General features: G+C 45.2%; 30 protein-coding genes, 1 tRNA gene and 2 pseudogenes. 13 read left to right on the forward strand and 20 right to left on the reverse strand.

Annotation, left to right across the window (positions count from 1 at the left end; all coding sequences use genetic code 11):
* The first annotated feature begins 29 nt into the window (after positions 1-29).
* The gene (locus GQR42_RS21095) at positions 30-191 is read left to right on the forward strand and encodes a hypothetical protein (RefSeq protein ID WP_158201485.1); all 162 of its coding nucleotides are present in this window, start codon (positions 30-32) and stop codon (positions 189-191) included.
* On the opposite strand, the gene cax is transcribed toward GQR42_RS21095, so the two are convergent.
* Both cax and GQR42_RS21105 read right to left on the reverse strand, forming a co-directional pair.
* Positions 154-1269 carry a calcium/proton exchanger gene (cax, locus tag GQR42_RS21100; RefSeq protein WP_158201486.1) on the reverse strand — a complete coding sequence of 372 codons (1116 nt, stop codon included), beginning with the start codon at positions 1267-1269 and terminating at the stop codon, positions 154-156. The genes GQR42_RS21095 and cax overlap by 38 nt on opposite strands.
* A gap of 73 nt (positions 1270-1342) precedes the next feature.
* Positions 1343-1702: pseudogene (locus GQR42_RS21105) on the reverse strand (phosphate ABC transporter ATP-binding protein); the annotation flags it as partial.
* 61 nt (positions 1703-1763) lie between these two features.
* Between GQR42_RS21105 and GQR42_RS21110 the strand changes: the two are divergent.
* Positions 1764-2606, forward strand: coding sequence for an IS5 family transposase (locus GQR42_RS21110; protein ID WP_158201487.1), 843 nt, complete (start codon positions 1764-1766; stop codon positions 2604-2606).
* A 10-nt stretch (positions 2607-2616) separates the two neighbouring features.
* Here GQR42_RS21110 and GQR42_RS21115 read toward each other — a convergent pair.
* Positions 2617-3258 (reverse strand): annotated as a pseudogene (locus tag GQR42_RS21115) (extracellular solute-binding protein); the annotation flags it as partial.
* Positions 3259-3376: 118 nt separating this feature from the next.
* A complete protein-coding gene (locus GQR42_RS21120) occupies positions 3377-4051 on the reverse strand; it encodes a cadmium resistance transporter (protein ID WP_158201488.1) in 675 nt (224 codons plus the stop codon).
* Positions 4052-4267: 216 nt separating this feature from the next.
* Between GQR42_RS21120 and GQR42_RS21125 the strand changes: the two genes are divergently transcribed.
* The gene (locus GQR42_RS21125) at positions 4268-5506 is read left to right on the forward strand and encodes a sulfonate ABC transporter substrate-binding protein (protein ID WP_158201489.1); all 1239 of its coding nucleotides are present in this window, start codon (positions 4268-4270) and stop codon (positions 5504-5506) included.
* Between the two features lie 553 nt (positions 5507-6059).
* Here the strand turns inward: GQR42_RS21125 and sigC are convergent.
* The 8 genes from sigC to ribH form a co-directional block, all read right to left on the reverse strand.
* A complete protein-coding gene (gene sigC, locus GQR42_RS21130) occupies positions 6060-7328 on the reverse strand; it encodes an RNA polymerase sigma factor SigC (protein WP_158201490.1) in 1269 nt (422 codons plus the stop codon).
* Positions 7329-7561: 233 nt separating this feature from the next.
* Complete coding sequence (locus tag GQR42_RS21135; RefSeq protein ID WP_158201491.1) at positions 7562-8623, reverse strand: anthranilate phosphoribosyltransferase family protein; 1062 nt, start codon at positions 8621-8623, stop codon at positions 7562-7564.
* Positions 8624-8666: 43 nt separating this feature from the next.
* Complete coding sequence (locus GQR42_RS21140) at positions 8667-9638, reverse strand: LysR family transcriptional regulator (protein ID WP_158201492.1); 972 nt, start codon at positions 9636-9638, stop codon at positions 8667-8669.
* Between the two features lie 168 nt (positions 9639-9806).
* Complete coding sequence (locus tag GQR42_RS21145; protein WP_158201493.1) at positions 9807-11054, reverse strand: glutamate-5-semialdehyde dehydrogenase; 1248 nt, start codon at positions 11052-11054, stop codon at positions 9807-9809.
* A 10-nt stretch (positions 11055-11064) separates the two neighbouring features.
* Positions 11065-11472, reverse strand: coding sequence for a hypothetical protein (locus tag GQR42_RS21150; RefSeq protein ID WP_158201494.1), 408 nt, complete (start codon positions 11470-11472; stop codon positions 11065-11067).
* A 174-nt stretch (positions 11473-11646) separates the two neighbouring features.
* A tRNA-Gly gene (locus GQR42_RS21155) sits at positions 11647-11718 on the reverse strand.
* A gap of 71 nt (positions 11719-11789) precedes the next feature.
* Complete coding sequence (locus tag GQR42_RS21160; RefSeq protein ID WP_158201495.1) at positions 11790-12110, reverse strand: hypothetical protein; 321 nt, start codon at positions 12108-12110, stop codon at positions 11790-11792.
* Between the two features lie 57 nt (positions 12111-12167).
* Positions 12168-12713 (reverse strand): 6,7-dimethyl-8-ribityllumazine synthase, encoded by a 546-nt coding sequence (ribH, locus tag GQR42_RS21165; protein ID WP_158201496.1) that lies wholly within the window; start codon positions 12711-12713, stop codon positions 12168-12170.
* 34 nt (positions 12714-12747) lie between these two features.
* Between ribH and GQR42_RS21170 the strand changes: the two genes are divergently transcribed.
* Complete coding sequence (locus GQR42_RS21170; protein WP_158201497.1) at positions 12748-13110, forward strand: hypothetical protein; 363 nt, start codon at positions 12748-12750, stop codon at positions 13108-13110.
* A gap of 27 nt (positions 13111-13137) precedes the next feature.
* Here GQR42_RS21170 and psbZ read toward each other — a convergent pair whose 3' ends face one another.
* The gene (gene psbZ, locus GQR42_RS21175; protein ID WP_002732865.1) at positions 13138-13326 is read right to left on the reverse strand and encodes a photosystem II reaction center protein PsbZ; all 189 of its coding nucleotides are present in this window, start codon (positions 13324-13326) and stop codon (positions 13138-13140) included.
* A gap of 209 nt (positions 13327-13535) precedes the next feature.
* Here psbZ and GQR42_RS21180 point away from each other — a divergent pair, with 209 nt between their 5' ends.
* Entirely contained in the window at positions 13536-16235 is a 2700-nt protein-coding gene (locus tag GQR42_RS21180) for a CBS domain-containing protein (protein WP_158201498.1), read from the forward strand.
* Here the strand turns inward: GQR42_RS21180 and GQR42_RS27955 are convergent.
* Positions 16232-16396 carry a hypothetical protein gene (locus GQR42_RS27955; RefSeq protein WP_002733784.1) on the reverse strand — a complete coding sequence of 55 codons (165 nt, stop codon included), beginning with the start codon at positions 16394-16396 and terminating at the stop codon, positions 16232-16234. The two genes, GQR42_RS21180 and GQR42_RS27955, sit on opposite strands and share 4 nt — an antisense overlap.
* 112 nt (positions 16397-16508) lie before the next feature.
* On the reverse strand, positions 16509-16802 hold the full coding sequence (locus tag GQR42_RS21185; protein ID WP_158201499.1) for an RNA recognition motif domain-containing protein: 294 nt from the start codon (positions 16800-16802) through the stop codon (positions 16509-16511).
* Between the two features lie 241 nt (positions 16803-17043).
* Between GQR42_RS21185 and pheS the strand changes: the two genes are divergently transcribed.
* The 4 genes from pheS to cdd all read left to right on the forward strand — a co-directional run bounded on the left by pheS (position 17044) and on the right by cdd (position 20646).
* Entirely contained in the window at positions 17044-18048 is a 1005-nt protein-coding gene (gene pheS / locus GQR42_RS21190) for a phenylalanine--tRNA ligase subunit alpha (protein WP_158201500.1), read from the forward strand.
* A gap of 13 nt (positions 18049-18061) precedes the next feature.
* Positions 18062-18406, forward strand: coding sequence for a DUF4870 domain-containing protein (locus GQR42_RS21195; RefSeq protein ID WP_158201501.1), 345 nt, complete (start codon positions 18062-18064; stop codon positions 18404-18406).
* A gap of 74 nt (positions 18407-18480) precedes the next feature.
* On the forward strand, positions 18481-19587 hold the full coding sequence (locus GQR42_RS21200) for an NAD(P)/FAD-dependent oxidoreductase (protein ID WP_158201502.1): 1107 nt from the start codon (positions 18481-18483) through the stop codon (positions 19585-19587).
* 651 nt (positions 19588-20238) lie between these two features.
* Entirely contained in the window at positions 20239-20646 is a 408-nt protein-coding gene (cdd, locus tag GQR42_RS21205) for a cytidine deaminase (RefSeq protein ID WP_158201503.1), read from the forward strand.
* A gap of 354 nt (positions 20647-21000) precedes the next feature.
* Here the strand turns inward: cdd and GQR42_RS29050 are convergent, their stop codons facing one another.
* Genes GQR42_RS29050 through GQR42_RS21225 form a run of 4 tightly spaced genes read right to left on the reverse strand, consistent with a single transcriptional unit; the run spans position 21001 to position 22182 of the window.
* Positions 21001-21198: a hypothetical protein gene (locus tag GQR42_RS29050; protein WP_158201504.1), complete on the reverse strand. Its 198-nt coding sequence runs from the start codon at positions 21196-21198 to the stop codon at positions 21001-21003.
* Positions 21185-21457, reverse strand: a complete 273-nt coding sequence (locus tag GQR42_RS21215; RefSeq protein ID WP_158201505.1) for a BrnT family toxin — start codon at positions 21455-21457, stop codon at positions 21185-21187. Before GQR42_RS21215 ends, GQR42_RS29050 begins: the two co-directional genes overlap by 14 nt.
* Before the next feature lie 59 nt (positions 21458-21516).
* Complete coding sequence (locus GQR42_RS21220) at positions 21517-21867, reverse strand: DUF5615 family PIN-like protein (protein ID WP_002793499.1); 351 nt, start codon at positions 21865-21867, stop codon at positions 21517-21519.
* On the reverse strand, positions 21868-22182 hold the full coding sequence (locus GQR42_RS21225) for a DUF433 domain-containing protein (RefSeq protein ID WP_158201506.1): 315 nt from the start codon (positions 22180-22182) through the stop codon (positions 21868-21870). It abuts the gene before it with no gap.
* Positions 22183-22547: 365 nt separating this feature from the next.
* Here GQR42_RS21225 and GQR42_RS21230 point away from each other — a divergent pair, with 365 nt between their 5' ends.
* Positions 22548-23393, forward strand: coding sequence for an ATP-binding cassette domain-containing protein (locus GQR42_RS21230; protein WP_158201507.1), 846 nt, complete (start codon positions 22548-22550; stop codon positions 23391-23393).
* Between the two features lie 4 nt (positions 23394-23397).
* Positions 23398-23886, forward strand: coding sequence for a hypothetical protein (locus GQR42_RS21235; protein ID WP_158201508.1), 489 nt, complete (start codon positions 23398-23400; stop codon positions 23884-23886).
* Between the two features lie 8 nt (positions 23887-23894).
* Here the strand turns inward: GQR42_RS21235 and GQR42_RS21240 are convergent, their stop codons facing one another.
* On the reverse strand, positions 23895-25151 hold the full coding sequence (locus GQR42_RS21240; protein WP_158201509.1) for a YcjF family protein: 1257 nt from the start codon (positions 25149-25151) through the stop codon (positions 23895-23897).
* A 58-nt stretch (positions 25152-25209) separates the two neighbouring features.
* Between GQR42_RS21240 and GQR42_RS21245 the strand changes: the two genes are divergently transcribed.
* Together GQR42_RS21245 and GQR42_RS21250 are read left to right on the forward strand one after the other, a co-directional pair.
* Positions 25210-26385: a DUF4336 domain-containing protein gene (locus GQR42_RS21245; RefSeq protein WP_158201510.1), complete on the forward strand. Its 1176-nt coding sequence runs from the start codon at positions 25210-25212 to the stop codon at positions 26383-26385.
* A gap of 58 nt (positions 26386-26443) precedes the next feature.
* The gene (locus GQR42_RS21250; protein WP_002798015.1) at positions 26444-26752 is read left to right on the forward strand and encodes a hypothetical protein; all 309 of its coding nucleotides are present in this window, start codon (positions 26444-26446) and stop codon (positions 26750-26752) included.
* Positions 26753-26772: the final 20 nt, after the last annotated feature.

Here is a 26772-nt window from a genome sequence, read left to right on the forward strand (position 1 = left end):
ACCCTCGCCGGGGAAACCCATAAATTAAAGTGATTAAAATCGCCAACTCTGCCGATAATATTCGGCGTTCGGCTTTTCCTTCAAAGGTTCGGGAACAGGAAAATTTTACTACCCATCCCGATCGAGAAACTGTAATTCTTGCGACCGATCGCCTTATCCCGGTGCGGGATGAAAAAAGAAAGCGAGGGTGATCACCGCGTAGGTCGCCACCAGTAATATACCCTCTAGCCAGTTCGAGCGACCGTCGTTACTGATCGAGTTAGTCAGCCACACTGCGACGGCGACGGCGACCAATTCAAACGGATCGAAATCGAGAGCCATCGGCTGACCGAGGAAATAACCCGCAATCACGAGGACGGGTGCAACAAAAAGTGCGATTTGTAGGCTCGAACCGACGGTGACAGAAACCGCTAGATCCATTTTGTCTTTTAAGGCGACGCTAACTGCGGTGGCGTGTTCAGCTGCGTTGCCGATAATTGGCAGCAGGATCACCCCCGTGAAAAGGGTCGTTAATCCTAATTCGCTCGTGGCTTCCTCTAGGGTATTAACTAATAATTCCGATTCGACCGCCACCCCGATGGTCACGAGCAGTAATATCCCCACCCACAGCCAGAGATTCGGCTTTTTTACGCTTACGGCTTCTCCCGGCTCTTGATCGAGATCTGCGCCCCCCACCTCGTAAAGATAGGTATGGGTCTTCATCGAAAAAAGCAGACTCAGGCAATATACAAAAATTAATACCGCCGCCAACGCTACCGAGAGACGCTGTAGGGCAATCTCCTGGATTTCGGCGGAAGTGTATTGAAAGGTTGTGGGTAGGAGGATCGCCGCGACGGCGAGATTCATCGACGAGGAATTTAAACGGGCGGTCACGGGCTGGAATTTCTGTTCTTTATAGCGTAAGCCGCCGAAAAACATCGATAAGCCCGTTACCAGCAGCAGATTCCCGATAATCGAACCGGTAATCGTCGCTTTCACCACCTCGATCAAACCTTCTTCGAGGGCGGCGTAGGCGAGAATTAATTCGGTAGCGTTGCCGAAGGTGGCGTTCAGTAAACCGCCGAGATTGGGACCGACCACAACGGCGATTTCCTCGGTTGCCTTTCCCATGTAAGCGGCCAGGGGAACGATCTCGCGTAGCGAGCGCGTTGCGACCGCCAGACAGGCGCTCAGAAAAATGATCGTCACGTCCCAATGGAGGAAATTCCCAGCGATCGAGATCGGGACAAAAACCAACAAAATGGCGAAAATCCAGTTTTTTATATTCATACCAAGGGATGTTTCGGGATCAAACCGCGCACGGTTTTGAAAAACAGACTATCAGCCTTCTTTACTGTTTCGATTACCCGAATCGCCCAGTAATATACTCCCGGGCCTCGTCGGTTTGCGGATTGCCGAACATAACTTCCGTGGGGCTGAATTCGACTAATTTCCCCCGGCGTTTCCCAGACGAATCGGTTTCGGTGTTAAAAAACGCCGTCCAGTCGGCGATCCGCGATGCCTGCTGCATATTGTGGGTGACGGTAATGATCGTGTAACTTTCCTTCAGTTGTAAGCACAATTCCTCCACCTGACGGGTAGAAATGGGATCGAGAGCCGAACAGGGTTCATCCATCAATAAAACATCTGGCTTCATAGCGATGGCACGGGCGATACAGAGGCGCTGTTGCTGTCCCCCCGATAGTGCCGTTCCTTTTTCTTTAGATCTCTTGCATAAGTCTAGACAAAATAGGATAAAATAGTCCAAGAGTTAAGATTGAAAGATGACTTACGAACAAGTAAAAACTTTAAAGCCAACAGAGTTCAAACGCTTGTGTGGCGTGTATCCAGATACATTTAAGGATATGGTAACAGTCCTAAAGGCAGAAAAAGTTTGGCAAAAAAAGACAGGTAGACCTAGCAAATTGAGTACGGAAGACCAACTACTAATAACATTAGAATATTGGCGAGAATATCGCACCTATTTTCATCGGGGAAATAGGTGGGGTGTTAACGAATCAACGGCGTATAGAATTGTTAGGAAAGTAGAGAATATTCTCATCAAATCAGGTCTGTTTAATCTACCCAGAAAAAAAGCCCTATTAGAAAGTAATAGTGAAATAGAAGTAATAGTGGTGGATGTGTCAGAACAGGAGATAGAAAGACCCAAAAAAAAACAGAAATCATACTATAGTGGCAAGCAGGGATACCACACATTAAAGTCGCAAATCGTTGCCGATCAAAAAAGCGAGCAGGTAATCTGTGTCCGTTGTGAGAAAGGAAGAGTCCATGATTTTCGACTGTGGAAAGAGAGCAAAATAAGGTTAAATAAGGAAATAGAAATATTAGGGGATCAAGGCTATCAAGGAATTCAGAAAATCCATCAAAACAGTCAAATTCCTCATAAAAAAAAGAAAAAAGAAAAACTAAGTAAAGAGCAAAAAAAAGCCAATCGTCAGTTATCACAACGGCGCATAGTTATAGAACATATTCATCGTCGTCTCAAAATATTTCGGATACTTTCATCAAGATACAGAAATCGCAGACGGCGATTTGGTCTGAGATTGAATTTGATTGCTGGTATCTACAATTACGAACTTCGTTACCGACAAAAGGATATATCTTGATTACTTTTGCAAGAGATCTATAGACTTGGCGGACAAAATCCAATGCCTGTTCCGGTTCGCCCCCCGTTTGCGTCACCGAACCCCAGAGGGCTAATAACTGCCAAATAGCGATCCCGGAAGTTTTCGGATCGGCGGATAGAACCGTAACGTCCTCTCTAGCCAGATCCGCCCAAGATTGAATCTTTTTCGGATTTCCCGCCCGCATGACGATCGCCGTCACCGATCGACTCACCACTCCCCTTCTCGGAACCCGCTCTTCCCAACCGCGATCGATTAACCCCGCGTCGGCGATGCGCGTCACGTCTAGAGGTAGGGCCAGATGTACCACGTCCGCCTCTTGTTTCCCCGCAATCACGTCATCGGCCTGGGCCAGGGAACCGCCGTAACTCCGCTGGAAAATGACTTTTTGGTTCCGCTCTTTTTGCCATTTATCGACGAATTTCGGGATAATCTGGTCGTGAGCGGCTTTCGTGACCGAAAAGGAAACGAGATTTAATTTCACCTCTGGTTTCGAGGCGATCCCCCCGGACGTACAGGAAGCGAGCGCGAGCGCACCCAGCAATCCCAATAGCAAGAAGGATAGAAATCCCCGCAGCAATAGCGAATGGAAGGGACGAAACAGCGATCGAATTGACAACAGTGATAAATTCATCGGGATTTTCTCGATAAGGTTGATCTAAAGGAGTTCTCGATTATCGCGATCTATTCTCTCTTGCTCAATTCTGACTCCCGTGCGAACCGGAGATTTTCGATTTTTACAGGGGCCTAATTTACCCACCTGGAATCAACAAGCGATAGGATTCGTTATCGAGAATAATCCGTAGGCCCAACCACATCAGCACGAAGGGGAAAAGCTTACTCGCGTAACGGCTGAGGATAACCGCGATCCCCGGTAGGCGGGTTAGATTATAGGAGAGAAATAACCAAGTGCAAACAATTAAATAGCAGATCGGAATAATTACGGCTAACTGCGCCACGGTACTATTGGCGAATAGGGGAATATAAATCCCGAGATTGTTACCGCCATTGGATATCGTGACCGCGGAAACTTGATAGGTTTGGCGATCTCTGAGGACTTGACCTAGGGGTAGTCTGCGCGAGGCGAACCCGTGAAATCGGGCGTTTCTTTGCCAATTCACCTTGCGATCTGCGGTTTCCCTCTCGTTATCGCGATTTAACGTGAGTAAATTTCTCACACCGATGAGGATCGGCAGGATTCCGAGAAGACCGATATAAATCGGCGGGATGACTAAGCTAAGTAGAAAACCCACCATACTAACCGATACTAAGGCCGTAAACCCGACTAGCTCACCGACGACAACGTGGACCGGGCGAAAGGTACGATTTACCTCGCTAAAAAAGCCGGTTAGATAAATATTGTCGTCGAAGGTGGTGGCTATGCCAGCGGCCACCCCGATTTTGACGATTTCGATCAACCAATCCATCCATACCACCTCGATCTCTCAAATGCGGGCGCAATTTCATTTTGAAACTATATCATTTTGAATACATTTATAAATGTACTTTGTTACACAATCGAGGAGTCGTGGATTTTTATAGTATGTAGATAAAACTAATGGCAGCTATGCCGAGGGAGTTGGGAAACTCTTCCCTCTTGTCCCCTTTCCCGATAATAAATCTTGTTTTCTGCGAGAAATCCCATGCTCCACCGTTCGATCAAGTGTCTCTGGAAACCGTGGCGAAATTGGCGGGCAGTTCTTCCCGTGATGCTTTTTTTGACCAGCCTGGTGGGGAGCTTTCTCCTGGCTGGATTTTCCGACACGATCGCCGTCGGTCAAAATTCTCGATCGGATAACCCGATTCTGAACCTCGTCGATAGCTTTAAATTCCCCCGGAATACGACTCCCCGACTATTGGAAACCGTGGGATTATTTATCGCTGGAATTCTCTTCTGTATCGCGATCGATCGCTGGTTCAAGCGATCGACCCCCTCCGATATCACTCCCCTCGCCAAACAAGCGCAGCGGCTAGGAACCCTCAAGATCGGCTATCCCGAGGGCATGACCAATCTGGAAGTTCTCCGCGCCCAGGCCTTTCTGGAAAGACGCTTAAAACCCTTTGGGGTGACGGTAACGTGGACGAGTTTTCTGGCCGCTTCCTCGCTGATCGAGGCTTTGAGCAACGGAACGATCGAATTCTGCGGTGGTGGCGGTACGGCGAGTATTTTCTCCCAAGCGGCGGAACACGTCTTCGTCCGGGTAGCCAAGGAAAAATATACCGCCCCGAAAGGTCAGGCGATCCTCGTACCCGAGAATTCGCCAATACAGACGTTGGCGGCTTTAAAAGGCAAAAGAATCGCCTTCGATCGGGGTTCGAGCGCCCATTACGTCCTCATCCGCGCACTGATGAGAGTGAATCTCGAATTAAACGATATCGAACCGGTGTATGCAACCCAACCGGAAGCGCTGGTGCTTTTCCGTCGCGGAGAGATCGACGCTTGGGTGGTGTGGGTTCCCTATTCCCCCACCGAGACGCGCACCTATCCGGGAAGATCGGTGGCCGATCTAGGGAGTATCTTTGGGGAAAACGCCTCTCTAGAAGTGCCGACCTATTATTACGCGGTTCCCGAATTGGTACGCGATTATCCCGATGTACTGAAAGTGATTTTAGAAGAGGTGAACGAGGCGGGTGCTTGGGCGAAACAACAGGAGTTAGAAGCGACGAGACGCTTGGCAGCTCACCACGAGATCGATCCAGCGATCGTCACTAATCTCGAACAACGGGCCTGCGAACGTGCCATTATCCCGATCGACGATCGCTCTCTGGCCGCCCTACAACAGCAAGCTAATATCTTCCGAGACCTGAAGCTGATCCCCCATCGGGTCAATGTGCGCGACGGAACCTACACCCTACAGACGAAACAAAATTGGACGTATTAACCCGACAGCAATATTTTGGGCATTGGTTGGATTGATGCCACTACCAAATGGCCGATTATCACCGGGGCATTTAACTCCCTAGTAGGGATTTTCTGTTGGTGATCTAACTAGGGTTGGCTGAATAAATCTAAAAACCTTGTTGGGTAAGACTTTTAGACTTTTTGTCAATCAAAAAGTGCCTTAGCTAGGGGTGATCGGGGGGAAAATTCAGGTACTTTGTCCCTGAAAATTAGGTAGTTGACCACCTGAAAATCGGTAAAACCCTACACCCCACACCCTACACCCCACACCCTACCCCCACGAAAAACTTTTTGCCGCAAACCCTAACTAGGGTTGGCTGAATAATGGTAAAACCCTTTTAAAATAAGGCTTTTGACCTGTTAAAAGCCGATGTTCATGCTGCGAAAATCGGATTGGGACTCTCAAAAACCTTGCATTATCCTTCTTTTAGTACATAAGTTGGTACGAAAAGAGAGGGCAACAAAGCCTGAAATTCCTGACGACCGACGACCGACTCCCAACCCCACCAACAAACTTTTTCAGCAAACCCTAACTAACTCAACGCTTCAAAATAATCGCGAATTTGCTTACGTCGCTGGGGTTGACGCAATTTTTGCAAAGCTTTCAACTCAATTTGTCGCACCCTTTCCCGGGATAATGCCAAAGTGCGACCGATATCACCTAAAGAATAGGATTTACCATCGAGAAAACCATAGCGCAATTCAATCACTTCTCGTTCACGAGCGGTTAAATCTGCCAATAATTCTCTCATATCTCTTTGCAAAGATTCATAGACAAGATGATTTTCTGAAGACAGTTCTTCGGTTTCCAAAAGGTCTAACAATTCCGTATCTTTTTCCTTACCTACCTTAATTTCTAAGGAAACCGAACGCGGCACTTTCATCAACACTTCCCGCACAGCTTCAGGAGTCAGAGCTAACTCTTGGGCAATTTCCTCTACGGTCGCAGTGCGACCGCGCATTTGCGAGATTTTCCGTTGTGCTTTCTTAATTCTGTTGAGTTTTTCGGTAATATGAAGCGGTAAGCGAATAATCCGGCTTTGAGTTGCGATCTCGCGTAGCGAGCGCGTTGCGACCGCTCTGGTAATTCCTTGACGGATCCACCAGTAGGCATAGGTACTAAAACGATAGCCTTTGGTGGGATCAAATTTCTTGACGGCGCGTTCTAAACCCAGGGTTCCCTCTTGAATCAAATCCAATAATTCTAAACCGCGATTCTGATATTTTTTGGCCACCGACACCACCAGACGTAAATTGGCCTTGATCATCTGTTCTTTGGCACGGGTACCAAGGGCAATAATTTCTTCTAATTCCCCCACTTCTAAGCCCGCTAGGTGCGCCCAATGCTGTTTTCCTGCTTTTAAAGCATTTTTTAACTCAACCACGGTGATTTGGGCGGTTTTTGCCCAATGTTCTAGGGAGGGACGATGGGCTAATTGAGCGGTTAGCCGATCGCGAACCTCAATTAACTTGACAAATTGCTGTACTTGTGCATCACCTTGTTTAACGGCGGTGGCGCATAATTTCAGTAAAGACAGATGACGCTGCACCTGTTGCGCTTGTTCAACTTCCTCGTCCCGTTTGAGTAGAGGCACTCTGCCAATGTCTTGTAGGTATAAACGCACTAAATCGGTAGTTGTCCCGTTGCTGTGGATTTTTTCGGGACTAGATACTAAATCATCTTCTAAATCACGGCCGAGAAAATCTTCATCCAGGTCGAGCGAGTTTTCCTTGAATTTTAGGACAGAAAAAGAGGGAGAGATAAATTCAGTTTCGAGCGTCGAGGAATTAATTGTAGACATGGTGGCTTCTCTACGGGCGACTGTGATAGGAATTAGAAACTTCTAAATCGTTCACCGTAGTCATAGCTTTCCCACTTGAGCGAGGAAATGATGCAGTCGGGAAAAATTTTTTTCTCAAAAGTATTGATCTTTAAACCTAGAAGTTATAGCAAGTCTGGGGTTTACCTTCTTGGCCCAACTTCTCGAATTAATGATTGATTTAGAAGTAATTTCCCCTACAGTCCTATTCCTATCTATTCCTGATTTTCCAGATAATTACGGATTTGTTCTAGTTTAGCCAGGGCTTTTCCTGACTGTAAAGATTTTTGTGCTTGCTGGAAACCCGTGGGTAGATCTGGCGCAATTCCACAGCGCCAAAGATAAAAACCACCGTTAAAAATTGCCGCATCGGTTAATTGATTATTTTCTCCGGCTAATAAACCCTTTAATTTAGCGGTGAGCATCTCTAAAGATTCGAGGGGATAATCCGCGGGACAGAAGCCATAATCGCGAGGATTTAGGAAAAATCGCTGAAAGGAAGGTGTATCGGCGGGATTTCCCAGACCAATAATCGCCGTCCGATTACAGGCTAAATCACAACTACCCTCTAATCCTTTCACGGTGGTGAAATGAGAGATATTTCTCAGGGCAAAAGTTTCGCGAAAACGATCCTCGGTGGGGGGGTGAACAAAACCCGATATCTGATGAATATTACCGACAAAAGGCGACCACATTAACTCTACCGTGGCCATGGGCGGACGTTTACCGATTTGCTCGCGATAGGTAACAAAATTCTGTAATAGGGGAAAATGGCGCGGAATATAGAAAAAAGTCAATCCTGTGGTGATTAAACAGTCTTTAACTGCTGCTAAGGATAATTGACTAAAATCTGCTCCTAATTGCTGCCAGATTTCCCTCAGGGAAATACCGTATTTAGTTGGCATTCGATCGCCCCCGTGCAGGACTACAGGAATCCCCGCCAACCCTAAAATTAAAGTGGTGATCGGAGTAACCGGGGCAGTGCGAGAGCGTCCATCGTAGGGATTGCCCAAAATAGCGATCGGATGCTGAAAAGAGGCTGATTCTAGGGTTATTTGCGGTCCAAGCTCGGCGTAGGCATCAAGCATTCCCGCTAACTCATCGCTGGTGGGGCGTTTAATGCGATGGGCAATCATAAAAGCACCGATTTGGGCCGGGGTTGCCTCTTGGGTTAACATCATCTTGGTGGCCATCGCCGCTTCAGGACGGGTTAAATTTCTGCCCGTATGGGTGCCACTACCGATCGCTTTTAATAATTCTCGAAAAGTATCGCTCATCTCAAGGAAGAAAATAAAGAGTAAATGGGATTGATGGGGATTGCTAAGGCTGGACAGGTGGATTTTCTAAGCTTTTAACCACACTTTGCTTCATTTGCCGCACTAATTGACAAAAATGAGCGATCGGTGGTATCTGTAGGCGATCGCTAGTGGTGACGAGGACTACCTGACGGGTGAGACGATGACTAAATTTACCATTGTTAAGATGGGGATTTTCACTACTAGGGGAAGCAAGAGGACGAATGGCGAGGGTGGCATCGCTACGGGCTTCCATCAGGGCAGATTGGGGCAGCAGAGCGATAATATTACCCTGACGCACCACACCGCGAAAAGCATCAAGGGTGTTTAATTCCATGACAGTTTTCAGCTGGGCATCCTGACGGGAAAACCATTCTTGTACTAATCTTTGCATTCCGTAGCCGTCTTTGAAAACCACTTGCGGATAGGGGATTAATTCTGACCATGGCACTTCTTGGTATTGGGCGAGGGGATGATTAGCGGCCATGAGAATTTCGATCGCTTCTTGGTATAATACCTCAACCACCATCTCCGGGCTAGAGGTGAGAAAACGATTATTCATGACCAACGCCACATCTACTAAACCATCCCGCAGCACTTTTAAAGCGCGATCGCTGCCTAGGGCTGTAACTCTTAACTGAACTTCTGGGTATTCAGCACAAAATTTCGGCAAAATCGGCGGTAAATAGTGGGCGCACACGGAATGAATGGCCGCCACACACAACTCTGGCTGTTTTCCTGCCTGTAGGTCAGTGATTTCCTCGTGAACATTCGTCCATTCTTGACAAATCCGTTTCGCCCGGGGCAGTAATTTCTCCCCGGCAATGGTTAACTTCGCTTGGGCGGTGCGATGGAAAAGAGGTAAGCCCAAATCGGTTTCTAGGGATTGAATCTGGCGGCTGATAGTCGATTGGGTGACTCCACACTGGCGCGCGGCTTGACCGAAATTGCCCGTATCGGCTACGGCTAAAAAGGCTTGCAACTGCTCGATCCGCATTCTTTCTCGTTTTAATTACATTCCCTCATGACTTTATGACAATAACGAATTTTGTTCTGACTTTTGGTAGAAATTGCTACCGTTTTCTCAGTTATCAGTTATCAGTTATCAGTTATCAGTTATTAGGTATCAGATGTGAGTTTTCAGTTCACTGTTCACTGAAAAAAACTAGCCCTGCACTACCTGTTTAAGGGTGGTAAAGGTTTCTAGGTTGATTAACCCCCGGCGCTGGCCTTTTTGGTTGGAAATGCCCAAAAATACCGATTCTCCCTGTTTGGGATTGCGATCAAATCGGGGTGAAGAATTGATATAAACTAAAGCACTATCGGACTCCATGGCGAATTGACGACTTTCTCGATAGGATTCGGTGACAATACAATCGGCATGACCGCTACTATACTTATTAATCCAAGCGATCGCATCAGTGAGGGTATCCACTAACCTAAAGGCCAGCGTTTTTTCTAAATAGGGTCTTTGCCAATCATTATCGGTAGCAATGGTTAAATGTTCCGGAAAATCCGCCGCTAATCGGGTATCTCCCCGCAATTTAAAGCCTTTTTCCTGCAAACTTTTAAACAAACGACTTAAAGTCGAAGAATTCTGATGGGGACTAATTAAAACTTTTTCGATCGCGTTAACCGGATCGGGTATACTGCCATGACTATCGATAATTACCTGACGAGCTAACTCCAAATCGCCACTAGGAGACCAATACAAATAACAGTTTCCCATGGCCCCACGCAAAACGGGAACCGTGGCCAATTGACTCACCTGACCGATTAAACTAGGCCGACCGTAGGGAATAATCAAATTAACATAATTTTCCTGCGTCAGCAACTCCTCTAGGGAGGGACTAGAATCACAGGGTAAACCACTGACACAATCCACCGGTAAACCCACATCTTCCAATGCTTCTTGGATAATTTCCGTAATCACCCCATCGGAATGACTAGAGGCATTGGAACCGCGAATAATCAAACTGTTGCCACTTTTCAGGGAAAATCCTGCCGCTACCATTGCTAATTCCGGAAAACCTTCATAGACGAAGGCAATCACTCCTAAAGGCATCCTTTGGCAATAGGTTTGGGAAGGATTGAGTTGATAGGCCGCGTTAATTACCTGTTGCAGCGGATCCGATGCTTCCGCTAGTTGTTGCAATACCTCCACCGTCGTCTCTAAACGTTCGGGAGTTAACCGTAACCAGCGAATCATTTGTTCTGAGACGGCCATCTCTCGACTGACTTCTAAATCGAGGGTATTGGCTTCTAAAATGCGATCAAAGCCCGTTTTAATGCCATTAGCGATCGCAATTACCCCGCGATTTCTTTCGTTGCCATTAAATTGACCTAGAGCCAGAAAAGCATTGTATGCTTGCTTAAAGATCGTCAGGGGGGGGGTGGAGGAACTTTCGATCATAGATTCTTGTCTAGCGTCGATAGGCTAACCAAAAGATTAACGCGGGCAAAATAACTAATAGCATAACTAGAATTGCCCCAAAAATCACGCTTACCCCCGGCGGTGATTTTAAAATTAAGGGTAGCCAGACGATCGATAATAACAGAATTATCCCCACCATCAGGGGTAATACCTCTTGTCCAAGGCGCTGATTGGTACTCACCCAACGAAATCCCGTCCAGCGCCAAGTGCGTTTATAGGGATAGTGGGGAGCTAATTGTTCGATAATTTGACCGTTTTCCTGTAGCACAAATATTTGTTGACAGCGATCGCAGCCAAAGGCATCGGTCAATAAAATTGGGCATAATGTCCCTTTCCGACGACAGGGACAGGGATAGTCTTGGTGTTGGTCGATTTTGGTGTATTTATGCGGTCGCACAAGCTAAATTTTTGTTTATAAACGGTTGTTTTTAGTCGCTCGTGAGAAAGAATAGCTAAGGGATTCAATGGTTGCCCAAAATCCTCAACCCCATTACTCACGGGTAATTCCCATCTTAAGGGATATCCCTAAATTATTCCTACTAATCTTAAGAGCTATTTTAAGATTTTTCTAAGCGGGCAACGCGATTCGAACGCGCGACATTCACCTTGGCAAGGTGACGCTCTACCACTGAGCTATGCCCGCAAGCCGTTTTTTTACACTTCCCTAAGTGTGCCAAATCTCAGACCATTTGTCAAGTGGTTTGGAGCATTTTTTTACAATGATTCATCTTCTGGCAAATCCCCCAAACCGGTAATAGCTTCGAGAACCACTTCTATCTTAGCCTGTAGTCGGTTGAACTGATGTTCCAAGCGATCAAAGCGCTTGTCAATGGCGGCGAATTTTTCATCCACTGCGGCGAATTTTTCATCCACTGCGGCGAATTTTTCATCTATATGCCGTTCCATAGCGTCAAAAGCTTCCGTAATCCGCCCCTCTGGTTCTAAATCTAATTCCAGAGTCTTGATTCTCTCGACAGCGTTGACTAATTGCCGTCTGAGTTGGTTAATATATTTGTTCTGTTCAGCTTCGCTCATTAGTGGAACTCTTGGGGAGTGGGGACAACTAAAATCCTAAATGCTGGGGGAATTTTGTTAGCCTTCTATCAGTGCCTGTTGGGGATTATTTTGCAATAATTCTAGGGGTTTATTTTCATCCCGGGGGCGCAATTGACGCATGAGACTAGCCATTTCTAGGGCAGATAGGCCATAATTCCAGCCCAAATTACTTTTAATACCGGCCCGTTCGAGGGCCTGTTGTAGAGTATCAGTGGTGAGAATACCGAAGACAACGGGAACACCTGTCTGAAAAGCGGCCGCGGCAATGCCTTTAGCAGCCTCGGCAGCAACGTAGTCAAAATGGGGCGTTTGGCCGCGAATAATTGCCCCTAGACAAATAACGGCATCGTAACGGTGGGAAAGGGCGACTTGACGGGCTACCATTGGCACTTCAAAGCTACCGGGTACCCAGATATAATCCACTTGCGTGCCATCGGGATTGACATCAACCCCGTGACGCTTGAGACAGTCTTGACAGCCTGATAACAGTTTATCAGTGACGAGATCGTTAAAACGACCAATCACGATCGCAAAGTGCCAAGAGGATATATCCTCGGTAAAATTTCCCTCAAAAACAGTCATAGGTAGAAGGGGATAGGAGTGGGAATTATGAATTATGAATTGGGGAGTGGGGAAGTGGGGAGTGGGGAAGTGGGGAAGTGGGGAAGTGGGGAAGTGGGGAAGTGGGGAAGTGGGGAAGTGGGGAAGTGGGGAAGTGGGGAAGTGGGGAAGTGGGGAAGTGGGGAAGTGGGGAAGTGGGGAAGTGGGGAAGTGGGGAATTGGGGAGTGGGGAAGTGGGGAGTGGGGAAGTGGGGAAGTGGGGAAGTGGGGAGTGGGGAAGTGGGGAGTGGGGAAGTGGGGAAGTGGGGAAGTGGGGAAGTGGGGAAGTGGGGAAGTGGGGAAGTGGGGAAGTGGGGGAAGTTGTCTCATCACCCTATCACCCCAAAACCCTATCACCCTATCTTCTCCTAACTCCTGACTCCTGACTCCTAACTCCTGCTCAAGACTAAATCACTAAAAAGTTTAAAATAGCGACGGCAACTACTAAAATCGCCCAAATTGCCGAACCCACATAGAGAAGGGGTTTCGATTGGTCCCAGTTTTGGGGGGAAGCATAGGCAACGGGGACACCAATCACCATCAACAAGGAAAATAAAACTAGGGCAATGAGAAAAAATTGAAAGACAATAGACATGATTGGGTTCTCCTAAAACAGTTGATATTAGATAATTCTCCCTGATAGTACCCTACCAAATTTTGTTACTTAATGGAAATAAGAGATAGGGATTAGGGGATAGGGGATAGGTGGTGGGGAAATCGGGAAATTCAACTAATGCCCCAAAACCCTAAAACCCCAAAACCCCCAACCCCTAACCCCCAACCCCTAAAACCCCAAAAAGAACTATGGATTTAATTTTATGTCATCAAACGGCGGATTTTGACGCTTTGGGGGCAGCGGTGGGTTTATCGTTGCTGAAAGCGGGTAGTCGCATTGTGTTAACCGGGGGAGCGCACCCAACAGTAAGGGAATTTTTGGCCCTGCATCGGGATGAATTCGCTTTAATTGAACTGCGTAGTGTCAATCCGTCCCGTATTCGCTCTTTAATTATCGTTGATAATCAGTGGCGGGAGCGTCTGGGAAAAGCCTCCCAGTGGCTCGATTTAGGGCATTTACAGGCGATCGAATTATATGATCATCATTTGGATAGTGAAAGCGATATTCATGCCTCTAGCGTCCATTTAGAGGCGGTGGGAGCCACCACGACTTTAATTGTCGAAGCTTTACAAAAAGCCCAGATTAAACCAAACTCGATGGCAGCGACGGTAATGGCGCTCGGTATTCACGTGGACACGGGTTCCCTGACTTTTGCCGGTAGTACCCCCAGGGATGCCTATGCTTTGGCTTGGTTAATGACCTGTGCTGCTAACATTAAAACGATCGCCCAATACTGTCAACCGAGTTTTTCCCCGCGCTTACAGGAGTTATTTAGCCTTGCTTGGGAAAATCTAGAGATTAAAACGATCCATGACCGTAAAATCGCCCACGTTCTCCTCCATACCGCCGATTTTATCCCCGGTTTGTCTAGTGTGGCCGAGCGCCTACTGGAATTATCCGATAGTGATGCGCTACTTTTTGGCCATAGTTATAGTAAAGACGAGGAAGATAATTCCCGACAGCGTTTAACTGTGATTGGTCGCTCTAGGATCGATGGGGTGAATTTATATCAGCTTTTTTCCCCCTATAACGGCGGTGGTCATGCTCAGGCCGCTTCGGTGAGTTTTCGCGATGTTCAGCCAGTTCAACAGTTAAATCAACTACTGGGGGACTTAATTGCCCAAATTCCTCCTTCTCCTACTGCTAGGGACTTAATGTCTTCTCCGGTGCGCACAATTCGTCCCGATACTTCCATATCTCAAGCCGAGCGCATCCTTTTTCGTTACGGCCATTCGGGGTTATCGGTGGTAGATGAGCAGGATCGCTTAGTTGGGGTGATTTCTCGTCGTGACCTCGATTTAGCTCTCCATCACGGCTTTTCTCGCTCTCCCGTGAAGGGATACATGACTTGTAATCCGAAAACTATTACCCCCGACACTTCTCTTCAGGAAATCGAGTCGCTGATGGTAACGTATGATTTGGGGCGTTTACCTGTACTAGAAAATGGGCAGTTAGTCGGTATCGTCACTCGTACAGATGTATTAAGACAGATTCATCAAAATGAGCGGGTGCGTTTTGAAGGGGTTGCTTTGGTGTCCTGTCTTTTACCGACGATTAAAGAGCGTTTAGAGCCGATTTTGTGGTCATTCCTGCAAGCTGCTGCCGCTGCCGCTCAAAAACGCGGTTGGCATCTCTATCTGGTTGGGGGTGCGGTGCGCGATTTACTTTTAGCGACAGAAAGGGATACTTTATTGTTACAGGATATCGATTTAGTGGTGGATGGCTGCCATCGCGCCGCCGATGTGGGTGCGGGGGTAGAGTTGGCTAATTGTCTACAGGAAATTTATCCGGGGGCCCGGTTATCGATTCACGGGGAATTTCAGACGGCGGCTTTGTTATGGCACAAAGATGAGCGTTTTGGCTCGTTATGGGTGGATATCGCCACGGCACGCACGGAATTCTATCCCTATCCTGCCAGTAATCCCCAAGTGGAGGCTAGTTCGATTCGACAGGATTTGTATAGAAGGGATTTTACAATTAATGCTCTGGCAATTCGCCTAACTTCGCCGAAAGAGGGGGAATTACTCGACTTTTTTGGCGGTATGTTGGATTTACGCGCCCAACAAATCCGGGTTTTACACGCTAATAGTTTTATTGAGGATCCGACGCGCATCTATCGAGCGGTGCGTTTTGCCACTCGGTTAGGATTTGTTATTGAACCCTTGACAGAAAACTATATTAGGTATGCGATCGAAAGTGGAGTTTATGATCGCTCGCGGCAACAAAATCAGAATGCACCCGCTTTACAGTCCCGTTTAAAAGCGGAGTTGAATTATATTTTAGAGGCGGATTACTGGGAAAGTGCCTTAGAAAAGTTGGCTGATTTGGGGGCTTTGCACTGTTTACACGGGGATTTAAGCTTAAATCGGGCTTTATGGCGACAATTGCGCTGTCTCAGTCGTTGGTTAGATTGTTTAAGTCTGGAATTGCCGGTGAATGCTTGGTTAATGCGGTTGGAATTATTAATCGCTTCTCTGGCTGTAGGGGAAAGAATAGCGATCGCTAATAATTTACAATTGCCCAAAGATAGTGGGGAGCGTTTACAAAAACTAGAAGTTATGGAAAGGGAGATTAGCAATAATTTTGCTTATGATCGACCCGTTAGTCAAATTGTCAGCTTTTTCAACGGTTATAAGGTTCCTAGTTTGTTACTGGTGGCGGTGAGGAGTGAGACTAGGATTCGGGCTTTAATCTGGCAATATTTAACTAAATGGTCGCAGATCGAGGCTCCTATCCACGGCAATGACCTAAAAGCTTTGGGTTATCAACCAGGTCCCCAGTTTAAACTATTACTTGCGGCGGTGTTGGGGGCGACTTTAGATGGAATAGTCAGCAATAAAAGCGAGGCTATGGCTTTTATTGCTAGATTAACTAAGTCAGCAGATTAGGTATCGGCTGCCCCTTCATTTTCCGAAGATTGTCTTTGATCGCTGGAATAACCGCCTCTACCTCCTCTGGTGGTGGTACGATTAGAGGCAGCCCGGAATTGACGAGCGTAGGCGCGGTTGCGTTCAGCTTTTTCTTTTTTCAAATTACGACGTTTAGCCACAAGAATCTCCTTGGGATAATAGATAAACAAGCGGGGAAACGAGCGCTCGCTTCCCCCATTGACAATGAAAAGAAGTTAGGTAATCATAGCCTAGAATGGTTACGATCGGGGATTAGTAGCGACGCTCCCGATTGCGATCACCACCAGCGAAGGAAGATCTGGGTTCTTTTTCACGAGCTTGATTGACTTTTAATTCTCGTCCCATCCATTGAGCGCCGTCAAGAGCGGCAATAGCGGCCGATTCTTGCTCTGGGGTTTCCATTTCCACAAAAGCGAAACCGCGTTTTCTTTTCGTTTCCCGATCCATGGGGAGGTGAACGCGCTTAATTTTACCATATTCGGTAAAAACTTCCGCTACATCCTCTTGGTCAACCTCGAAGGGGAGATTACCAACATAAATTGACATAAAACCTATCCTTGCACAGATAAAAACAACAGATTTGTAGAGAACCAAGATTTCGGGAACTAGCTGAACCAATACTAAACAGAAACGCTTTGACCATTAATACTGACAACGAGCCGCAGTGCCGACTTTTATTCTCGATTTCCATCCTAGCACATAGCTATTAGCTTTGATTGATTCTCCCGCTCCCGCCACCCGAGCAGATAAACTAGACTAGAATGCTGCCCTAGAAAATGCCCTAATTATGAGTTTATCCCCCCATCCGATCGAAACTGCCCTAAAAACCCTGGCAGGGAAAGCGGAAAATTCCATCGACGAAACAACAACCCTAGAAGACTTGGAACAGCTAAGGGTGAATTATCTGGGTAAGAAAGGAGAATTATCGCAGATTTTACGGGAAATGGGCAAATTAACCCCCGAAGAGAGACCGCGCCTCGGTGCGATCGCTAATGAGGTCAAAGAATTAGTACAATCGCTGCTGGAATCCCGGCGAGAAAGTCTAAATAATGCCCAAATTCAAGCGAAATTAGCGGCGGAAACCCTCGATGTCACCCTACCTGCTCTTAGCCGTCCTTTAGGGCGAATTCACCCCTTAAATAGCACAGTTGATCGCATGATCGATATTTTCGTCGGTCTGGGTTACAGCATTGCCACTGGGCCGCAGGTAGAAAGCGATTATTATAATTTTGAGGCTTTAAATATCCCTGCTGACCATCCGGCCCGGGATATGCAGGATACTTTTTTCCTGAGGGATGGTCGTTTATTGCGGACCCATACCTCCCCGGTTCAGATTCGCTACATGGAAAGTCACGAACCCCCGATTCGGATTGTGGCCCCGGGCCGCGTTTATCGTCGCGATACCGTGGATGCAACCCATTCCGCGGTTTTCCATCAAGTGGAATTATTAGCGGTGGACAGGGGATTAACTTTTACGGATTTGAAAGGAACAATTAAAGAATTTCTTAAGCAAATGTTTGGGGCCGATTTACCGGTTAAATTCCGCGCTTCCTACTTCCCTTTTACTGAACCCTCGGCCGAGGTAGATGTGCAGTGGAAAGGCAAATGGTTGGAGGTGATGGGCTGTGGTATGGTGGATCCCAATGTCTTAAAAGCAGTCGGTTATGACCCCCAAATCTATACGGGTTTTGCTGCTGGTTTTGGCGTGGAAAGATTTGCTATGGTATTACATGAGATAGACGATATTCGCCGTTGTTATAATAGCGATATCCGCTTTCTCCGCCAATTTTAGGGGGATAAACCCGATGGTCATGAGTGAAGATTTAACCAAAAAAAGACTCCTATCCGTGGCTTGTCATGCCTCGATCTTTTTGAGTGCTACGCTGGTATCGGTGGGGATTCCTTTAGCTATTTATTTCATTTCTGATGATGGAACGGTGAAGGAAAACGCCAAAGAAGCTTTAAACTTTCACCTGAATATGTGGTTATACTACCTAATTGCCGGGATTCTAGTTTGGGTTTTAATCGGTTATTTGCTCTTAGCGATTCTTGGTGTGGTGAACATTGTTCTCCCCATTCTTGCTATCCTGCAAGTCTGGAAAGATGCTTATAAGGTTTTCCGTTATCCTTTTATTTTCCGGGTTCTGTAATTAATTATCGGGGTTGAAACCTGTTCAACCCTTTTTTAGTCCTATTCCCACTAGAAAAATAGCCTCTGGAGTTTATGACTAAAATTGTCATCATCGGTGCGGGGATAGTAGGGGCCACCATTGCCTACGAATTAAGCGCCATCGAAGGATTAGAAATTACCCTCATCGATGAAAAAAAACCGGGACAAGGAGCAACCGGGGCAGCTTTAGGGATTTTAATGGGGATTATCAGCCATAAAACTAAAGGTAGAGCCTGGAAACTGCGGCAAGAAAGTTTAAAACGTTACGAAACCCTCCTTCCTGAGCTAGAATCCCTCACTGGACTGACTATTCCCTGTAACCGTGATGGCATTGTCCTCCTGCGATCGAGTGCCGAAGACGAAGAAAATTGGCGCAAGTTAGCGCAAATCCGCCAAGAACAGGGATATTGTCTAGAAATCTGGGATAAAGAGACTTTAAACCAAAAATGTCCCCAAGTGGCCAGCGAGCATCTCCAGGGTGCTATCTACTCCCCCAGTGATCATCAAATTAATCCGGTCCTGCTCACGGAGGCTCTCGTCGCTGCTGCGGCAAGAAGGGGGGGAAAATGTCAATTTGGGGTAAAAGTTGAAAATTTCGGGAAGACAGAGCTTCATAGCTCTAGTTTGAGGCAATGTACCCATGTTTATAGTTCTAATGGTATAGAGGAAATCGACTTTTTGGTTCTTTCTGCGGGAATCGGTTCCACTGCTTTAACTGAAACTCTTACCCATCCAGTGGAGATCCGACCGGTTTTAGGGCAAGCTTTACAGATAAAATTGACGCAGCCTTTAGAAAGTTCCGATTTTAAGCCGATTTTAACGGGAAATGACCTGCATATTCTGCCTTTGGCCGGAGCAGAATACTGGATTGGAGCAACGGTGGAATTTATGGACGAAAAGGGCGAAATTATCCCCGATACTGCCTTGTTAGAACAAGTGTATCAAAAGGCGATCGCTTTTTGTCCCTCTTTGGCTGCGGGTGCGATCGTGCGTACTTGGTCCGGTAAGCGACCGCGACCGGAGAAAAAATCCGCTCCCATTATCGAGTATTTGCCCGGATACGATAACGTTATTCTGGCCACGGGACACTACCGCAACGGGGTTTTATTGGCCCCCGCTACCGCTAAAATCGTCAGGGAAATGTTAAGTGGTAAGTTATAGCGGTTCTCGTTGGCGTGAGGCACATACAGATGACTGTAACGCTTATCCAGTAAGGCATCTGCTGTACTTCATCCAATCAGGAACCGCTATAGGGTTGGCTGAAAAAGTTTGTTGATGGGGTTAGGAGTCAGTATTCGGCTTTTTTCTCCCCTCTCTACAATAATTACTCGCAGCCAGAAATACGTTGGTTCCTATCATACTTTGTGCTTTTTGTCAAAAAAACTTTTTTTTTGCAATAAAACTACATAAAAAAAAGATCATCGTTGTGGGTGAAATTGACTGATTGACCCGTCTTAATTAGGATCACCTTTTAGGTGTGGCAAGGGTTTCAACCATTGCCGTCCAAAAAAGCACAGAATAGCCGATTATGAAATTGTATCAAATCGCTGTAACCTTCATAACATCGTTGTTAAATAAAAATCTTTCTCAATTAATTCTTAAGAATTTATAAATATTGCGGAATGTTAATTTAAATATTCTCAAGTTTTTGCAGTCAATAAATAATTTTTGCTTATCTTTGTCGGAAAATAGAACTCCCGCAACAATCCAACATCTACCATTGGGTTAGGAGTCAGTATTTAGGAGTCAGGATTCGGCTTTTTTCTACCCTCTCCCTACTCCCTTCTCCCCTCTCCCTGCTATCGGCAGCCGATGACCCTATCTGACCAAGAAAGACAACAACTCTGCGACACTGCTCGGGAAGTGGCGAAACTTTCCTATTCTCCCTATTCCGGTTTTCGGGTGGGGGCAGCGGTCTTGACAAATAAAAAGATTTATGCTGGTACTAATGTAGAGAACGCTAGTTATGGCTTGAGTTTGTGCGCGGAAAGGGCAACTTTAGCGCAAATAATCGCGGCGGGCGATCAAGAAGTACGGGCGATCGCTATAGCCTGTATCGATGGGGTAGATAAGGATGATATTAGTCAGTTAACTCCCTGCGGGGCTTGTCGTCAATGGATAGCCGAATTAGCGCCGCAAGCGGAGATTATTATCTGTGGAAATCAGCAAAATTATCGTTTTCATCTCTCGGATTTACTGCCTTTTTCCTTTCGTTTTTAACTGTGGGTAAAGTATAGGGTTTAAGGTACTACAACGCTATCACCTTGAGGCACTTTTGACTATTTAGCAATCGTTTTAATCTTCGGCTACCTCTGAATTTTTAGCCGCTGCCGTTGGAGCAAGAGCCTGATTATCTCGCATCACTCTAATTAGGGTTTGCAGCAAAAAGTACGGGCGAAGCATTCGGATAGAAAATCTATGGTTTCACCGATAGGTTATTGCCCGAATGCTTCGCCCCTACAGGACGCGGGCCGATGAAGACGCAAGGTTTTGAAGCACGATTCTCTCAAAATCTTGCACCTGTTTCGCTCGTAAAGCCACAAAACCCTTACCTTGCCTACATTTCACATTTATTCAGCAAGTCCTAATTAAGAATCGTAGTGCCTCATTAACTGCATCAGCACTAGGAAACATTTCTGCCACATCAGGTTCTAACCGTACAGTAACTCCACCAAAACTTTTTCTTCCAGGGCCTAACTTTCTGACTCGAAGGCTCTTGAAGTCATACTCTGCCCGTAAATCATCTTCCATTCCTGACTTATCCCTGTTCATAGGTTTCTCGCTCGGTTTTTGTCACTTCTCTTGCGCTAGTGAGACGTATTAAGTTACCCCTTTCGGTATAGGATACAATCAACAATCGTCCTCGGTTTGACTGTCCAACGAGAAGATAACGATCCTCATTTTCAGAATGATCTGGAGCGTAGAATTCAACATAGAGAGGATCATCAAAAATAGTTTTTGCTTCCTCAAATGAGACTGGCTGCTTTGATAGATTGCGTTCTGCCTTATTTTTATCCCAATCAAACTGCATAAAGCCATTATACGACTACTCACTGAAACTGATGGCACATTTTTGATATGTTTTGTCTATTACTTGAACGGGATATATTCAACTGTATTGAACCATTCGTCAGGTTCAGAGGCCTTAGCAATCAATTCTAAATCCTTGACAAATTGACCAATAGTGCCTCCAAGTTGATGACCAAAAATTAAACCTGAAAACGGTTTGCCTTTTAGTTGCCAAGTTTCGGCTAAAACTCTAAAGCGAATGTCTTGGGTAAAGAGAATGCGCTTAAGCTCAGTTACTCTTAGCAAAAGTTGATCATCAGGTAGTTGTTCGGTTCCGTCTTCAAATGCTGTTAATACATCTATGCCTCGGCGACGCAACTGTTCGGTAATTGCTTGGGGAACATGAACATCCATGTACAAGGCAATAGTCATTTACAGTAGCCCTTTTGCTTTCATACGAACATAAAAAGGCGACTTGGCAGCTTGATTGGTCATATTTTCTTGTACTTGTTGCCATTCCAGGGTGATTTCTTGGTCAATTTCTTCTTGATGGTCAAAATAGTAACCCATGACTGCATGAGCTTCGGCTAGGGTTAAATAAAGGTGTTGACGACAGATTTCTTCTACCGACCAACCATAGGCGATGTAGTCCATGACAATTTGAGCAACGCGGATACGCGGTAATCTTTGTAAATGTGCGGGTTGGTCGTCACTTTTTTCTATGTGTGGATAGGTTAGAGCTAACATAGGGCCTCTAGTTAATTGATTTGACCTATTCTAACAGTTTTAGGCGTTGCTGAATCAAGATATGGATGATAATTGTGCATCGTATCCAAAAGTTATAGTCATTTCAGATAAGTCTGATACATTAGACCGTTAGGTGAGGAGTCAGACTTCGGCCTGAACAGATGCGATCGCTATTATTCTCGTTTCTGATGGCCGATAGATTTCTTCAGTCTGTTATACTGGGTGTGTAATTCTGGATCAGATCAATTCGGTTAGACAGAAATATCGCAATATGTCCCAATCCAGATTAGGGCTGGCAGTACCATAAAATCACCGAAGTTGATCAATTAAGTTAAACTAATTTAGTAACCCTATGGAAGTCAATTATGTTTGTTGAAACCATTGGGGCAATTGGTACAGGTGTAGGCGTAATTGAGATTTCGGAGAAACTATTTCCCACATTTAAGAGAATTTTTAATTTATTGAAGAATGGAGAATTAAAAATTGCAATTTTTGGTGCTGGTGGCACGGGTAAAAGTACCCTCGGTAAGCTATTATCGGGTGAGTTTGAGTTAAGCGGTCTCCTGCAAACTTATCAAGAGTCAATATCAATTGAACAGTACAAGCTGGAAAGTAATAAGATTGGCTCAGTAATAGTTGCCCCCGGCCAAAAGCGTCGAGAAGATACTTGGGATGATCTTTTAAGAACTTTGGTCGGTGGAAAAATTAAGCTAATTATTCATGTGGTGTCATGGGGTTATCAATCCTTTGGAGAGTTTAGCTATACTCAGCACCGGCTGTATCAAAGTGGTATGACTTTAGAGGAATTTCTAAGAGAATATGCGGCAGTTTGTCGTAATCGAGAGTTAGATGTTTTAAGAAGAATAGAGCCACACTTCTCAATTGCTGATCAAAGAAAAACCATAGTAATTACTTTAGTTACCAAGCAGGATCTATGGTGGAACAACAGGTTAGAGGTTAATAAACACTATGTTGAGGGAACCTATGAACAACTTATCCAAAATATTCGTAATAAGCGAGGAGCAAACAATTTTATTCATGAATATCGCTCTACCTCATTAGTAATGGAAAACTTTCTTTCAGGAGATAATGAGTTACTGATACCAACTACCCAAGGTTATGATCAACGATTAAAAGTTGCCAATTTTAGGTATTTCCTTAATGCGATCAAGTCTCTTTTTCAAATCTCATTGAACGTTCAGGAGAAGTAAGTCAATGGCTATCGATAAAGAACAATATCCACGGAACAGTTATAGTGATGAAGACAGAAAGCTGATTATCTCTTTGTTAAATGAATACGCGGAAAAACTCCTCAACATCTGTGAAGAGATAGATAAACAACAAAGATTTTTAACTGTTTCGTTGTTAATATATTCTTTAGTAATTTTCATTTATTTTCATTTATTTTATCATTTCATAGATAACACAACAGCAACAAGGTCATTAATTATAATACCTATCGTTTTTTGCACATTCATGATTTATATGTACTTTGGCAGACAAAAATTAGGACTCTTAAAAAGAAATGCTAGGATAATATCTACAAGACTTGAAAAAGTTATACGTGTTGCCTCTCAATTACAGGAACATATTCTCATCGATTTTGCGGCTCGTCTTGAATTAGCTTTGCGTTTATCAGACGCAGAATGGGCGCTACAAAACTACACAAATCTAATAAACCGAAAATTATTTAGATTGTTCTAAGTCCAATTTTACTCGCCCCTAGCGACATTTTTAAATCTTTCTTGGGCAGCGGAAAAAGCCTCTTTCATCACCCGTTGAATCCTCTGAGGATCGGGTTTTTTACCCCCCATTAAATCGCCAAAATAGACACAAGCACCCTCTCCTAGGGCCCAGGTATAGGCAGCGGACCAAGAAGCGGCGATGACACTGCCAAAACCGGGGATAAATTTCACCAATTCCCGACCGATGGCCTGGGCTAAAAAGCCGCCTGCGATCGCACTGACGATTCCACCAGCTTGGGATGGGGTTAAGACTTGACCGTATAATTTGCCTAAAACCCCCACCATTGACACTTGTAGGGCGGTTAACACGGGCATAGTCGCTAAGGGTAAGGGAATCGCCGCCAAGGTCGCCGCTATGACGGAAAAGGCTAACATATAGCGTCGGGCCACGTCCCGATAGAGATGGCCTAATTTATCGCTGGTTTCCCGATCTAAAAGTTGGTGGATGGTGTTAGCTTCGGCTTTTGGCAATAAATCAGCTAAATTGTCTCTAAATGCCTCTAAACCGTAAAAAACAGGGTTGTAACCGTCTTCCTCTAGGGTAAAGTCTATTAGCACAGAATTGTCGTATAAATCCTTAAAAGTTTCTTTAATTTCTTGATAGGCGCGATTGATATCCTCGAAATCGGGAGGATAAGGGGGATGATCGGCGTTATTAGGAGGATAAAGCTGATGAAGGCAGGTTATAGCCAGTAAACAGGGGATTTTAGGATATTTTTGCCGTAGTTGTTTGGTAATTTCCAGAAGGCTATCGGTGGCAAAATCATCAATTTTTACCGTCACGATAAAAACCTGGGCGCGTCCCGTATTTTCAGCTAAATCTGCTAATAATTCCGCGATTACCGTGTCTGTGTGTTGATAGGCATCCCCTAACCCCACCGTATCGGTAAAAATCAACAGGGGTAAATCTTCTGCGGGGTAGGTGTAGCGCTGGGTGTTCTGGGTGTGGGGACGGAAACCTTGCCCGACGATTTCCGCCGAAACTCCCGTTATTCCCCGAATAATCGAACTTTTTCCCGTTTGCGGTTTACCGATTAACAGCGCCTCGGTGGTGGGTAATTCTTGACGGACTTTTTCTAAAATTTCCGCCACTTGACTATCACTGACACTAAACCACTGGAGGACAGTATTAGTCAACTGGTCGATGGGGAGTCTTTTCATCACTTCCCCCGTGAGACTATTCCAAGTATTGACCAAAGAATCAATGGGCAGTTTATTAGTCATGGGGATTAGAAGGGTTTATGATAACTAAAATAGAGATTTTCAGCCATAGAATCAGACGATGACAAAAGCCGCAATTAGTCCGCAAGATTTATCATGGCCTTTTTGGCCAATTGTACCACTTTATCCCTACGGTCAAAGACGGACAATTCGCCAAGAAGTGGTGAAAGATACGCTCTGGACATTTGAGCAATTGCAGGGTATTTTTTATGTGGTTGTGCCGATTCGCATGACGGTAATTAAGTTAGCATCTGGGGGTTTATTTGTTTATGCACCAGTGGCCCCGACTCCGGAATGTATTCGCTTAATGCGTGAGTTGGAAAGTGAACACGGGGAAGTTAAATATATTATTTTGCCGACGATTTCTGGGATTGAACATAAGGTTTTTGTGGGTCCTTTTGCCCGTTATTTTCCTAAGGCTATAGTTTATGTTGCTCCTAATCAATGGAGTTTTCCTCTTAATTTACCTTTGAGTTGGTTGGGTTTACCGGCAAAACGAACAGAAATTTTACCTGCTGACTCGGCAACCACTCCTTTAGGAAAAGATTTTAGTTATGAAATTTTACCCGCAATCGATCTAAATGTGGGGTACTTCTCGGAAGTGGCTTTTTTTCATCACTACTCTCAAACTCTACTGCTGACCGATGGAATTATTTCTATCCCAGAAAATCCTCCTGCTATTTTAGAATTAGACCCCTATCCTCTGCTGTTTCATGCTAAAAATACTGCTAAGGATCTGGTGGAGGATACCCCAGAAAATCGCCGTCGGGGTTGGCAAAGAATTTGTCTTTTTGCTCTTTATTTTCAACCTCCTGTTTTAGCTGTTCCCAATTGGATTAAGGTGTTTAGAGATGCTTTTACTGCTAAGGAAAGGAGTAAAAAAGCCTATTTTGGTTTATTCCCTTTTCAATGGGGTGATGATTGGCAAAAAACTTTTTTAAATTTGCGTCGAGAGGGGAGGTTAATAGTCGCGCCAATTTTGCAAACTTTGATTCTTAATCGCACCACTGACGAGGTTAGTCAATGGGTTGAACGAATTTCCCAATGGCCGATTAAACAGGTTATTCCTTGTCATTTTGCTAGTCCAATTCAAGCTAATAGTCAAGAGTTTAAACAGGCTTTTTCTTTCTTGTCAAAAGATTCTTATTTACCTAAAGATGACTTGGAATGTTTAGAAAGTATTGATAGTTTTTTAGTGCGCTGGCGATTGACTCCTCCTCCTGATAAAAAATTGTAATTTATGGCTAAGAACTGCTATAATATAGGCGGTTGTTAGTTAATTGCTAATCAAGGTCATGCAAATTCCCGAAAATCCCAGTAATGATGACATCAGAGCGGCGTTGATTCAATTAAGTGATGAAGTTAGTGATTTGCAAGAAAAATTCAGCCAATCACAGGACGCATTCAGTAAGTGGCGAGATGAAATAGGTCAAAAAATTGACCGCATAGATTATAAATTTGATGCCTATCAAAAAGGTACAGATGGTATGGTGAGAATGGCTACTACTATCATCATTGCCACCGCTTCTGTGGTGGTTTTATCTAGTCTTAGTCCTGCGGTGACAGCAATTATCACCGCTTTATATTCTGCTAATGCTCATTAATTAATTTATCACTCAATTCT

Origin of the sequence: Microcystis aeruginosa FD4 (assembly GCF_009792235.1) — a bacterium.
GTDB classification, from domain to species: domain Bacteria; phylum Cyanobacteriota; class Cyanobacteriia; order Cyanobacteriales; family Microcystaceae; genus Microcystis; species Microcystis viridis.

Coding starts and splice junctions, on each gene's coding strand:
- cax (WP_158201486.1), bottom strand. CDS start 1,269: ATGAATATAAAAAACTGGATTTTCGCCATTTTGTTGGTTTTTGTCCCG.
- GQR42_RS21110 (WP_158201487.1), top strand. CDS start 1,764: ATGACTTACGAACAAGTAAAAACTTTAAAGCCAACAGAGTTCAAACGC.
- GQR42_RS21120 (WP_158201488.1), bottom strand. CDS start 4,051: ATGGATTGGTTGATCGAAATCGTCAAAATCGGGGTGGCCGCTGGCATA.
- GQR42_RS21125 (WP_158201489.1), top strand. CDS start 4,268: ATGCTCCACCGTTCGATCAAGTGTCTCTGGAAACCGTGGCGAAATTGG.
- sigC (WP_158201490.1), bottom strand. CDS start 7,328: ATGTCTACAATTAATTCCTCGACGCTCGAAACTGAATTTATCTCTCCC.
- GQR42_RS21135 (WP_158201491.1), bottom strand. CDS start 8,623: ATGAGCGATACTTTTCGAGAATTATTAAAAGCGATCGGTAGTGGCACC.
- GQR42_RS21140 (WP_158201492.1), bottom strand. CDS start 9,638: ATGCGGATCGAGCAGTTGCAAGCCTTTTTAGCCGTAGCCGATACGGGC.
- GQR42_RS21145 (WP_158201493.1), bottom strand. CDS start 11,054: ATGATCGAAAGTTCCTCCACCCCCCCCCTGACGATCTTTAAGCAAGCA.
- GQR42_RS21160 (WP_158201495.1), bottom strand. CDS start 12,110: ATGAGCGAAGCTGAACAGAACAAATATATTAACCAACTCAGACGGCAA.
- ribH (WP_158201496.1), bottom strand. CDS start 12,713: ATGACTGTTTTTGAGGGAAATTTTACCGAGGATATATCCTCTTGGCAC.
- GQR42_RS21170 (WP_158201497.1), top strand. CDS start 12,748: ATGAATTGGGGAGTGGGGAAGTGGGGAGTGGGGAAGTGGGGAAGTGGG.
- psbZ (WP_002732865.1), bottom strand. CDS start 13,326: ATGTCTATTGTCTTTCAATTTTTTCTCATTGCCCTAGTTTTATTTTCC.
- GQR42_RS21180 (WP_158201498.1), top strand. CDS start 13,536: ATGGATTTAATTTTATGTCATCAAACGGCGGATTTTGACGCTTTGGGG.
- GQR42_RS21185 (WP_158201499.1), bottom strand. CDS start 16,802: ATGTCAATTTATGTTGGTAATCTCCCCTTCGAGGTTGACCAAGAGGAT.
- pheS (WP_158201500.1), top strand. CDS start 17,044: ATGAGTTTATCCCCCCATCCGATCGAAACTGCCCTAAAAACCCTGGCA.
- GQR42_RS21195 (WP_158201501.1), top strand. CDS start 18,062: ATGGTCATGAGTGAAGATTTAACCAAAAAAAGACTCCTATCCGTGGCT.
- GQR42_RS21200 (WP_158201502.1), top strand. CDS start 18,481: ATGACTAAAATTGTCATCATCGGTGCGGGGATAGTAGGGGCCACCATT.
- cdd (WP_158201503.1), top strand. CDS start 20,239: ATGACCCTATCTGACCAAGAAAGACAACAACTCTGCGACACTGCTCGG.
- GQR42_RS29050 (WP_158201504.1), bottom strand. CDS start 21,198: ATGAACAGGGATAAGTCAGGAATGGAAGATGATTTACGGGCAGAGTAT.
- GQR42_RS21215 (WP_158201505.1), bottom strand. CDS start 21,457: ATGCAGTTTGATTGGGATAAAAATAAGGCAGAACGCAATCTATCAAAG.
- GQR42_RS21220 (WP_002793499.1), bottom strand. CDS start 21,867: ATGACTATTGCCTTGTACATGGATGTTCATGTTCCCCAAGCAATTACC.
- GQR42_RS21225 (WP_158201506.1), bottom strand. CDS start 22,182: ATGTTAGCTCTAACCTATCCACACATAGAAAAAAGTGACGACCAACCC.
- GQR42_RS21230 (WP_158201507.1), top strand. CDS start 22,548: ATGTTTGTTGAAACCATTGGGGCAATTGGTACAGGTGTAGGCGTAATT.
- GQR42_RS21235 (WP_158201508.1), top strand. CDS start 23,398: ATGGCTATCGATAAAGAACAATATCCACGGAACAGTTATAGTGATGAA.
- GQR42_RS21240 (WP_158201509.1), bottom strand. CDS start 25,151: ATGACTAATAAACTGCCCATTGATTCTTTGGTCAATACTTGGAATAGT.
- GQR42_RS21245 (WP_158201510.1), top strand. CDS start 25,210: ATGACAAAAGCCGCAATTAGTCCGCAAGATTTATCATGGCCTTTTTGG.
- GQR42_RS21250 (WP_002798015.1), top strand. CDS start 26,444: ATGCAAATTCCCGAAAATCCCAGTAATGATGACATCAGAGCGGCGTTG.